The following is a 10,321-nucleotide window of genomic DNA, read 5'->3' on the forward strand; positions in this document are numbered from 1 at the left end:
CGCGCCGTACGCCGCCGGGGGAACAACGACGGCGGGGCGCGGACCCGAAGGCCCGCGCCCCGCCTGGGATGTCATCCCCCCGGATGCCATCCGTAAGGGCTCACGATCAGCTGCAGCCGCTCGTCGAACCGCAGCCCTCGCACAGGTAGCAGCTGCCCGCACGGCGCATCTTGGTGCCGCAGGAGAAGCAGAGCGGCGCGTCCGCGTTCAACCCCAGCTGGATCTCGACCAGTTCGGTGGAGTTGTGGGCCTCCTTCGCCGACTCGGACCTGTTCCGCGACTGCGACGACGACCCGTCGCTCTTCGGGGCAGCCACATGGCGCGGGGCCGACTGGGCCAAGGCCTCGACGTCCACCTCGTCGTCGGCGGCCTCGTAGGACCCGGTCTCCAGGTGGCGCTGGCGCTCCTCGGCGGAGTGGATGCCGAGCGCCGATCGGGTCTCGAAGGGCAGGAAATCCAGCGCCAGCCTGCGGAAGATGTAGTCGACGATCGACTGCGCCATCCGCACGTCCGGGTCGTCCGTCATACCGGCCGGCTCGAAGCGCATGTTGGTGAACTTCGAGACGTAGGTCTCCAGCGGCACGCCGTACTGCAGACCGACCGACACGGCGATCGAGAAGGCGTCCATCATGCCCGCCAGGGTCGAACCCTGCTTGGACATCTTCAGGAAGACCTCACCGAGACCGTCGTCCGGGTAGGAGTTGGCGGTCATGTAGCCCTCGGCGCCGCCCACCGTGAAGGAGGTGGTGATGCCGGGACGGCCCTTGGGGAGGCGCCTGCGGACCGGGCGGTACTCGACGACCTTCTCGACCTCGGGCTCGGCCTGCTCCTTCTCCTCCTTCTTCTTGGCGGAGAGCGGCTGGCCGACCTTGCAGTTGTCGCGGTAGATCGCGAGCGCCTTGATGCCGAGCTTCCAGCCCTCGAAGTAGATCTCCTCGATCTCCTCGACGGTGGCCGACTCCGGCATGTTGACCGTCTTGGAGATCGCGCCGGACAGGAACGGCTGGGCGGCCGCCATCATCCGCACATGACCCATCGGCGAGATGGAGCGCTCGCCCATCGCGCAGTCGAAGACCTCATAGTGCTCGGGCTTCAGCCCCGGCGCGTCGATCACATTGCCGTGCTCGGCGATGTGGGCGACGATCGCCTCGACCTGCTCCTCCTGGTAGCCGAGCCGCTTGAGCGCCTTGGGGACCGTGTTGTTCACGATCTGCATGGAGCCGCCGCCGACCAGCTTCTTGAACTTGACCAGGGCCAGGTCCGGCTCGACGCCCGTGGTGTCGCAGTCCATCATCAGGCCGATGGTGCCGGTCGGCGCGAGCACCGACGCCTGGGCATTGCGGAAGCCGCTCTTCTCGCCGAGGCGCAGCACGTCCTGCCAGGCCTCGGTGGCCGCGGCCCAGACCGGGGTGTCCAGGTCGTCCATGCGCTTGGCGACGGCGTTGGCGTCCGAGTGCTGCTTCATGACGCGCTTGTGGGCGTCCGCGTTCCGGGCGTAGCCGTCGTACGGGCCGACCACGGCGGCGATCTCCGCGGAGCGCTTGTACGAGGTGCCGGTCATCAGGGAGGTGATGGCCCCGGCCAGGGCCCGGCCGCCGTCGCTGTCGTAGGCGTGGCCGGTGGCCATCAGCAGCGCGCCCAGGTTGGCGTAGCCGATGCCCAGCTGGCGGAAGGCGCGGGTGGTCTCGCCGATCTTCTCGGTCGGGAAGTCCGCGAAGCAGATGGAGATGTCCATCGCGGTGATGACCAGCTCGACGACCTTGGCGAAGCGCTCGGCGTCGAAGCGCTGGTTGCCCGCGTCGTCGTCCTGGAGGAACTTCATCAGGTTGAGCGAGGCGAGGTTGCACGAGGAGTTGTCCAGGTGCATGTACTCGCTGCACGGGTTGGAGGCGGTGATCCGGCCCGACTCCGGCGAGGTGTGCCAGTGGTTGATCGTGTCGTCGTACTGGATGCCCGGGTCGGCGCAGGCCCAGGCGGCCTCGGCCATCTTACGGAAGAGGGACTTGGCGTCGACCTCCTCGATGGGCTCACCGGTCAGCCGGCTGCGCAGCCCGAACGAGGAGCCGGACTCCACCGCCTTCATGAACGTGTCGTTCACACGGACGGAGTTGTTGGCGTTCTGGTACTGGACGGACGTGATGTCGTCGCCGCCCAGGTCCATGTCGAAGCCCGCGTCGCGCAGGGCGCGGATCTTCTCCTCCTCCTTGACCTTGGTCTCGATGAACGCCTCGACGTCCGGGTGATCGACGTCGAGCACGACCATCTTGGCGGCCCGGCGGGTGGCGCCGCCCGACTTGATCGTTCCGGCGGAGGCGTCGGCACCACGCATGAAGGAGACGGGGCCGGAGGCGTTGCCGCCCGAGGAGAGGAGCTCCTTGGAGGAACGGATGCGGGAGAGGTTCAGACCGGCGCCGGAGCCGCCCTTGAAGATCATCCCCTCTTCCTTGTACCAGTCCAGGATCGACTCCATGGAGTCGTCCACGGAGAGGATGAAGCAGGCGCTGACCTGCTGCGGCTGCTTGGTGCCGACGTTGAACCAGACAGGCGAGTTGAAGCTGAACACCTGGTGGAGCAGCGCGTAGGTGAGCTCGTGGTCGAAGATCTCGGCGTCCGCGGGCGAGGCGAAGTAGCCATTGTCCTCACCGGCCTTGCGGTAGGTGCGCACCACGCGGTCGATGAGCTGCTTCAGGCTCGCCTCGCGGTCCGGGGAGCCCACCGCGCCACGGAAGTACTTGCTTGTGACGATGTTGACCGCGTTCACCGACCAGGAATCGGGGAACTCCACGCCGCGCTGCTCGAAATTGACCGAACCGTCGCGCCAGTTGGTCATGACGACGTCACGGCGCTCCCAGACCACCTCGTCGTACGGATGCACGCCAGGGGTGGTGTGAATGCGCTCGATACGCAGACCCTTGTTCGCCTTGCTGCCCTTGGAGCGGGAGCCTCGTGCCGGGCCGCTCGTCGTCTCTGTCATTCCGCCTCCCTGTACGGGCGAAAACGCCCTGATGTGCCCATTTCTTCCCCGGGCACGGTGTGTCTGTTCTTTCACCCGGACGCGGCGAGCGCCCCGGGTGGGTATGTGGGCCGCCGGTCAGTCGGCGGCGATGGCCGGCGCGGGGGCCTCCGCGGCCCCTTCGGCGCCGGGCCCGCGGTCGTGCGCGGGAGGCCGTTGCTGGTCACGCAGCTCCGCCACGGCGGCCTCGAAGTCCTCGAGGGAGTCGAAGGCGCGGTAGACGGAGGCGAAACGGAGGTAGGCGACGAGGTCGAGCTTCTGCAGCGGGCCGAGTATGGCGAGCCCCACGTCGTGGGTGGACAGCTCGGCGCTGCCGGTGGCCCGGACCGCCTCCTCCACCTGCTGACCGAGCTTGGCGAGGGCGTCCTCGGTGACCGGACGGCCCTGGCATGCCTTGCGAACCCCCGAGATGACCTTGTCGCGACTGAAGGGCTCGGTGACCCCGCTCCGCTTGATCACCATGAGTGACGCGGTCTCCACGGTCGTGAAGCGACGCGAGCAGTCGGGGCACTGGCGGCGCCTGCGGATCGAGCAGCCGTCATCCGTGGTACGGCTGTCGACGACGCGGCTGTCGGGGTGCCTGCAGAAGGGGCAGTGCATGACTCCGATCCCTCCCTCACCCTCAAAAACGGCGCATGACTGAACATGCCTGAACATGCCTGATGAGCCCCGTCCGGGGCCGTAAGACCCTCCGGGGCGGCCACAAGCATAGGCCAAAACTCTGTCGGCGGATCCACCAGGGACCACAACCTGTGGGTGGCTTGCATCCATCAAACCACTAGATCTGGTGTCCGGCACTCAACCGAGCCGGATGGCGTGTCACGGGCCGGGAGCAGGCACGAGACTACGCGAACCCCGTGCGTCCCGGATTCACAGGGGTCGGGATGCAAGACTGGGGCCGCCCCACGGCGACCGGACCAAACGGCCCATACACCCAACCCTGTGATCACGTCAGTCCATCTGCGAAATTTCACTCGAACGTGTGTTTGGCGCAACCTTTCGAAAGCAACTACCGTTGTCCAACTAGGGAGAACATCTCGAGAGGGGCCGTCGTGACCACCACCGCAGAGAGCGCAACCGTTACCGCCCAGGAGCGCTCCCAGAGCCGACTCGAACAGACACACGCGATGAACCAGACCCACCCGATGAACGATGACGCCACGACCCCGGAGGGGCAGAAGCCCGCGCGCTCGCTACCAGGGCGACCTCCAGGCATCCGGGCGGACAGCTCAGGGCTGACCGACCGGCAGCGGCGCGTCATCGAGGTCATTCGCGACTCTGTGCAGCGACGCGGCTACCCGCCGTCCATGCGGGAGATCGGTCAGGCGGTGGGCCTCTCCAGCACCTCGTCCGTCGCCCATCAGCTGATGGCTCTGGAGCGGAAGGGCTTTCTGCGGCGCGACCCCCATCGGCCCCGGGCCTACGAGGTCCGCGGCTCCGACCAGTCCAGCACTCAGCCCCCGGACACCACCGGCAAGCCCGCCGCCTCCTATGTGCCGCTGGTCGGCCGGATCGCGGCCGGTGGCCCCATCCTCGCCGAGGAATCGGTCGAGGATGTCTTCCCGCTCCCCCGGCAGCTGGTCGGCGACGGTGAGCTCTTCGTGCTGAAGGTGGTCGGCGACTCCATGATCGAGGCCGCCATCTGCGACGGCGACTGGGTGACGGTGCGCCGCCAGCCCGTCGCGGAGAACGGCGACATTGTCGCCGCCATGCTCGACGGTGAGGCCACGGTGAAGCGTTTCAAGCGTGAGGACGGCCATGTGTGGCTGCTCCCGCACAACGCCGCCTACCAGCCGATCCCCGGTGACGAGGCCACCATTCTGGGCAAGGTGGTCGCGGTGCTGCGGCGCGTCTGAGCGCGCCGGATCGAGGTGCGCCCTTAGCGTGCCCTACGACCGGGCCCCGGGACCACTGCGCCGGTTCCGGGGCCCTGCTGTGTCTGGCCGACCGTCGAGGCCCTGTCCTATGAGACGACCGCGCCCCCGCTAGCCCTCCTGCGCCTTGGCCGCCGCGTCGATGGCGGCCAGCGAGCGGCGCACCTGGTTGCGGTCGGTGGTGTACCAGAATTCCGGCATGGACTTGCGGAGGAACGAGCCATAGCGGGCCCGCTCGACCCGCGGATCCAGGACGGCGACGATGCCCCGGTCACCCGAAGCCCGCACCAGCCGGCCCGCGCCCTGCGCCATCAGCAGCGCGGCATGTGTCGCGGCGACGGCCATGAAGCCATTGCCACCGGCCTCCTCCACCGCCTTCTGGCGGGCACTCATCAGAGGGTCGTCCGGACGAGGGAAAGGCACCCGGTCCATCACCACCAACTGACAACTGGGACCCGGCACATCGACGCCCTGCCAGAGGGACAGCGTGCCGAACAGGCAGGTACTGGCGTCGGCGGAGAAGGAGCGGATCAGCTCGCCCAGCGTCTCCTCGCCCTGAAGGAGGATGGGCATGTCCAGACGCCCGCGCAGGTCCTCCGCGGCCGCCTGGGCGGCGCGCATGGACGAGAACAGCCCGAGCGTGCGCCCACCCGCGGCCTCGATCAGCTCGGCGAGCTCATCGAGCATATCGGCGCGGCTGCCCTCGCGGCCGGGCTGTGCGAGATGCTTGGCGACGTAGAGGATCCCCTGCTTGGAGTAGTCGAAGGGCGAGCCGACGTCGAGGCCCTGCCAGCGCGGCGCGGCCTCCTCGCCGTCCTCCGGGTCCTGCGGGCTCTCGGGGGCGAGACCGAGTGAGGCCGCCACCCCGTTGAAGTCCCCGCCCAGCTTGAGCGTGGCGGAGGTGAGGACGACGGAACGGTCCTCGAACAGCTTCTCGCGCAGCAGCCCCGACACCGAGAGCGGGGCGACCCGCAGCGAGGCGCCGAAGCGGTCGTGCCGCTCGTACCAGACCACGTCGTACTCGGAGGCTTCGACGATCCGCTCGGCCACCTGGTGGATGTTCTCCACGGCGCCCAGCGCCTGCTTGCGGACCGCGTCCTCGTCCTTGACCGAGGCGTCCCGTGTGGCGCCGAGCGCCGAGATCACCGTGCGGGCCGCGTCGCGGAGCGCCATCAGCACATACCCGAGGTCCTCGGGGATCTTCTCGAGGCGGCCGGGCAGGGCGAGCTCCATCAGCCGCTCGAAGCCCTCGGACGCGGTCTGGAGAGCGTCCGCCGCCTGTTCGTTGACCAGCTTCGCGGCACGCCGCACGGCGCGGTTGACCTGGCCCGGGGTGAGCTCGCCGCTGGCGACGCCGGTGACCCGGGAGACCAGCTCATGGGCCTCGTCGACGATCAGCACCTCATGGCTGGGCAACACGGGGGCGCCCTCGATCGCGTCGATGGCGAGCAGCGCGTGATTGGTGACGACGACATCGGCGAGCTTGGCCCGCTCACGGGCGGCCTCCGCGAAGCACTCCGCACCATAGGCGCATTTGGACGCGCCGAGGCACTCCCGGGAGGTGACCGACACCTGGGACCAGGCGCGGTCCGAGACACCGGGGGTCAGATCGTCCCGGTCGCCCGTCTCGGTGTCGTCCGACCAGTCGCGCAACCGCAGCAGGTCCTTGCCGAGCTTGCTGGTGGGCGTGGCGGCCTCGAACGGGTCGAAGAGCCCGGCCTCGTCCGCGTCCTCCTGCGGAACGCCCTCGTGGAGCCGGTGCAGGCACAGATAGTTGGAGCGGCCCTTGAGCATGGCGAACTCGGGACGGCGGCGCAGCAGCGGGTGCAGCGCCTCCACGGTGCGGGGAAGGTCGCGCTCGACGAGCTGCCGCTGCAGGGCGAGGGTCGCCGTGGCGACGACGACGCGCTCGCCGTGGGCGAGGGCGGGCACCAGATAGCCCAGGGACTTTCCGGTGCCGGTGCCGGCCTGGACCAGCAGGTGGGAGCTGTCGTCGATCGCCTCCGCCACCGCTTGGGCCATGGCTGTCTGGCCAGGGCGCTCGGTGCCGCCGACGGCGGTTACGGCGGCGTGCAGCAGATCTTCGAGTGGAGGCGAGGACGATTCAGTCATAGGGCTGCCAGCCTAAGGGGCGGCACCGACATCACTCCTGTCGGTGTGGTCGGTGACGGACGGTTTCGGCCGGGACGGGGTCCGGGCGGATCTTCGCTTCGTGGCACGGGCGGATCCGCGCCGGGCGGGACCGGCACGGACGGATCCGCGCCGGGCGGGAACCGGGACCGGGCGAGCGGTGTATCAACAGTGGAATCTCGCATCGAGGCAGCTGGATCACCGGGGGTACGGATGGTTGCGGAGGCTCACAGGACGTGTCGCAGGGCACGGTCGCGCAGCATCAGCGCGGCGCGTTTGCCGGGAAGTTCGACTTCCGCGGAGAAGCGGAAGCCGGCGCCGAGGAAGGCGGCCACGGAGGGGGTGTTGCGGAGATCCGGTTCGGCCACGACCCGGGTGCAGGACGGACGGTGCTCGAGGACGAGATCGGCGGCCGCGCGGAGCAGGGTCGTCCCCAGGCCACGGCCGCGATCGCTGACCCGGCCGATGAGCAGGTGGATACCCGTGTCGTGCGGCCGGGCCGGGTAGTACCGGGCGAGCGGGTCCAGATCGGTGCGGTACACCTCCCAATAGCTCATCGGGACGCCGTCCAGGACGCCCAGACAGGGCACACTGCGCCCATCGCCGTCGAGCTGGTCCCCGAGGTGGCTCGCGGTGGCCTCCTCCGGGCCGTCGAGCTCCCAGAAGGCGGCCACGGACGGGTCGTTCATCCATTGGGCGATGAGCCGCAGATCGCGCCCGATGCGGACGGGGACGAGCTGGAAGGTGCCCAACGGGGTGTCGGTGGGCCCCCAATCGACGATGTGGTCGAGCAGATCCGGCCGGTCGTCGACTGCCGGTCCGGTGGAGTCCAGGTTGATGCATCGTGCGATGTCCTCTTCCTGGCGCAGCCGCATGTCGATGGTGTCGTCGGTGCTGGAGCTCGTACTGGAGTCGGTGTGCGGCACGGCGACGCTCTCCTCTCAGGGGTCTGGGCACGTCGGGAGGGACGTGAGGGGTGAGGGGCGTGATCGCGGGTCGCGGGGTCAAGCCATGGGAGTGACAGCGGTGGAGCCGGAAGGCGAGACAGACCTGGAAAGGGGGTTGGGGATGGTCACATAGACGGACTGGGTGTCCACCGGTCCCATGAGCTCGTCCAGGCCGCGGAGCCGTGTGAGCAGATTGGCCTTGCAGCGCAGGGTGGGTGTCTCCAGGAGCCGGGCGGGAAGCGGTGAGCCGGTTCTGCCGGGGCCGGACGCGGCCTCGGCGAGGAAGCGGCGGAACGCGGCCAGCAGGACACGCTCGTCGACGAGTCGCTGGGATCCGAAGGCGCCGATCAGTCCGAGGACGTTGTTGACACCCAGGTAGTAGGCGAACCGCTCGTCGGTGACCTCGTCGGAGACGAAGGTGTCACTGCGGCCGCCGATACCGGGCAGCCGACGCTGGAGTTCGGCGTGCCGGGACGCGCGGAAGTAGTAGCCCTGGTTGTCCCGGTAACGGCCGCCGACCGGCCAGCCGTCGGGGTCCAGCAGCACCAGGGTGTTCTGCTGGTGCGCCTCGAGCGCGATGCCGGCCTCTCCGTCCAGCCACAGCAGGGGGCGTACGACCGTGTGGAGATAGCGCAGGAACCACTCCGTGCCGACGGCCGCGTTGGAACGGCCGGTTCGAGCGGCGAGCCGGGCGACGAGGTGGGCGAGCCGGGAGCGCATCACCGGCTGTCCGGGCCAGGGGCGCGGCGCGAGGAGCCCGGCGACGCAGACGGCGTCGTCGCCGGGGCCGAACGGGTTGTGCCGGATGACGACGTCGAGGCCGATCAGGGGCTCGCCATCCGGTCCGTCGACGGCGAGCCAGGCCGGGTCCCGGACGATGTCGAAGCCCGGGAATCCGGGGAAGGCCGCCCGCCACTGCTCGGCCAGTCCGCTGCGGAGCAGCCGGTGCACCTCGACACCGCGGCGGAGTTCCTTACGGAGGTTTTCACGACGGGAGTTGGTGATCCGCAGACCGAGGGAGAGTTTCAGCATGGCCGGAGCGCCGGGCCGGTAGACGGTGCGGACCGAGGAGGTGGGGTGCCAGGACCCACCGGACGGCCCGAGATCGTGCAGCAGACCGGCGTCGAAGAGCGCGGCGACCTCCGGACGGTGCCGGATCTCACGAGCCTGCCAGGGATGCAGGGGCAAGGGCACGGTACCGGTGGGCAGTTGGAGGCCACTGCCCGCCAGAGAGAGGGCGAGCCGCTCGGCGGGCACGGTCCGGCCGCGCTCCGTCCAAGCCGACTCGCAGGCCAGTGCGGACCGGCCGACCGCGATCCAGTGAAGGGGGAAGGAGCCACGCGCTTCCGGTGAGCAGAGGATGGATTCGGAGTCGGAGAGGCCCTCACGGCTCTTCGGCGTGGGATGCAGGGGGTGACCGAAGAGAAGGGACTGCTCGGCGCTGAGGAAGGGGGTGCTCGTACTCGGATCGGCGGGTGTGGCCCGGCGGAGGGTGAGAAAGAGGGCGGTGCGGCGTACGGAGTCCGCGACACGGCCGACGAGTTCGGTGGCGTCCGCGTCGGGATCGTCCCCCCGCACGCTGTACGTCGCCTCGCGGGTGAGCAGGGCCGCGAGGGTGACGGCGCCGACAGCGGGCGCGTCATGGGGGCCGTGCTCCAGCAGCGGCGGACCGAAGCGGTGCCAGCCGGTGGGCGACCAATAGCGCACCGGGACGAGGAGGACGGTTCCGCTGGCGGCGAGGGGGATGCGCAGGGTGTCCCCGTCGGGGCGCACGAGGCCGCTCTCGCGCACCCAGCAGCGCAACAGGTTCTCGACGGCAGCGGCGTCGGCCGCGATCTGCGGGTCGGGGTCGTCGAGCGGATCCGCGCAGACCTCGCGGGCGCCGGCCTCGCGGGCGCCGGCCTCCCGGGCGCCGGCCTCGCGGGCGCCCACCTCGCGGGGGCGGTTGTCCGGCGATGCTTCATGGCAGTCGCGGTACTGCCGGGGCACGGCCGTCGTGGCGAGGGGTGGCTCCTGGGCGGGCGGTTGCGGCGCGGGCGGCTCGTCCGCCGAGGGCTCTGGGGCCGGTGGCGGCTCCGGAGCAGGTGGCTGGGGTACTCCCATCCCCGCTCCCGCCGCACTGATGAGCGGCGCCGTGGCGGGTGGCGCCGTGGCGGGCCATGCCGCCGGGGGCAGTGGCATCGGTGCCGGGGACGGTTTCGCCGCTGTTGGGGGCGAGGGCGGTGCTGGGGGCGCCGTCGGGTCGTCGGCGGCCGTCGTGGGGGTGGACGGTGATCCGACCGTCGAGACCGCCGTGGGTGGGGCGGGCGGTCTTGTTGCCTCGGCCGGGGGAGGCGCGGTGTGGGGCGGGTGTGGGA

At 70.0% G+C, this 10,321-nt stretch carries 6 protein-coding genes and 1 pseudogene; 2 read left to right on the forward strand and 5 right to left on the reverse strand.

The window, feature by feature from the left end; translation table 11 throughout:
• Positions 1-106: 106 nt before the first annotated feature.
• The gene (locus NP777_RS36710; protein ID WP_256654515.1) at positions 107-2,974 is read right to left on the reverse strand and encodes a vitamin B12-dependent ribonucleotide reductase; all 2,868 of its coding nucleotides are present in this window, start codon (positions 2,972-2,974) and stop codon (positions 107-109) included.
• A 117-nt stretch (positions 2,975-3,091) separates the two neighbouring features.
• Complete coding sequence (gene nrdR, locus NP777_RS36715; protein ID WP_020867993.1) at positions 3,092-3,613, reverse strand: transcriptional regulator NrdR; 522 nt, start codon at positions 3,611-3,613, stop codon at positions 3,092-3,094.
• 452 nt (positions 3,614-4,065) lie between these two features.
• Between nrdR and lexA the strand changes: the two genes are divergently transcribed.
• The gene (gene lexA / locus NP777_RS36720; protein WP_256654516.1) at positions 4,066-4,869 is read left to right on the forward strand and encodes a transcriptional repressor LexA; all 804 of its coding nucleotides are present in this window, start codon (positions 4,066-4,068) and stop codon (positions 4,867-4,869) included.
• Positions 4,870-4,998: 129 nt separating this feature from the next.
• On the opposite strand, the gene NP777_RS36725 is transcribed toward lexA, so the two are convergent.
• The 3 genes from NP777_RS36725 to NP777_RS36735 form a co-directional block, all read right to left on the reverse strand.
• Positions 4,999-6,999, reverse strand: coding sequence for an ATP-dependent DNA helicase (locus NP777_RS36725; protein WP_256654517.1), 2,001 nt, complete (start codon positions 6,997-6,999; stop codon positions 4,999-5,001).
• A 245-nt stretch (positions 7,000-7,244) separates the two neighbouring features.
• The gene (locus NP777_RS36730) at positions 7,245-7,943 is read right to left on the reverse strand and encodes a GNAT family N-acetyltransferase (protein ID WP_256654518.1); all 699 of its coding nucleotides are present in this window, start codon (positions 7,941-7,943) and stop codon (positions 7,245-7,247) included.
• 78 nt (positions 7,944-8,021) lie between these two features.
• Entirely contained in the window at positions 8,022-10,067 is a 2,046-nt protein-coding gene (locus tag NP777_RS36735) for an IucA/IucC family protein (protein WP_256654519.1), read from the reverse strand.
• A 19-nt stretch (positions 10,068-10,086) separates the two neighbouring features.
• Between NP777_RS36735 and NP777_RS36740 the strand changes: the two are divergent.
• Positions 10,087-10,321, forward strand: a pseudogene (locus NP777_RS36740) (S1 family peptidase); the annotation flags it as partial.

This window comes from Streptomyces rugosispiralis (genome assembly GCF_024505145.1).
Taxonomy (GTDB): Bacteria; Actinomycetota; Actinomycetes; order Streptomycetales; family Streptomycetaceae; genus Streptomyces; species Streptomyces rugosispiralis.

Bases quoted from the DNA above. Each gene is read 5' to 3' on its own strand.
- NP777_RS36710 (WP_256654515.1), bottom strand. From the start codon at position 2,974: ATGACAGAGACGACGAGCGGCCCGGCACGAGGCTCCCGCTCCAAGGGC.
- nrdR (WP_020867993.1), bottom strand. From the start codon at position 3,613: ATGCACTGCCCCTTCTGCAGGCACCCCGACAGCCGCGTCGTCGACAGC.
- NP777_RS36725 (WP_256654517.1), bottom strand. From the start codon at position 6,999: ATGACTGAATCGTCCTCGCCTCCACTCGAAGATCTGCTGCACGCCGCC.
- NP777_RS36735 (WP_256654519.1), bottom strand. From the start codon at position 10,067: ATGGGAGTACCCCAGCCACCTGCTCCGGAGCCGCCACCGGCCCCAGAG.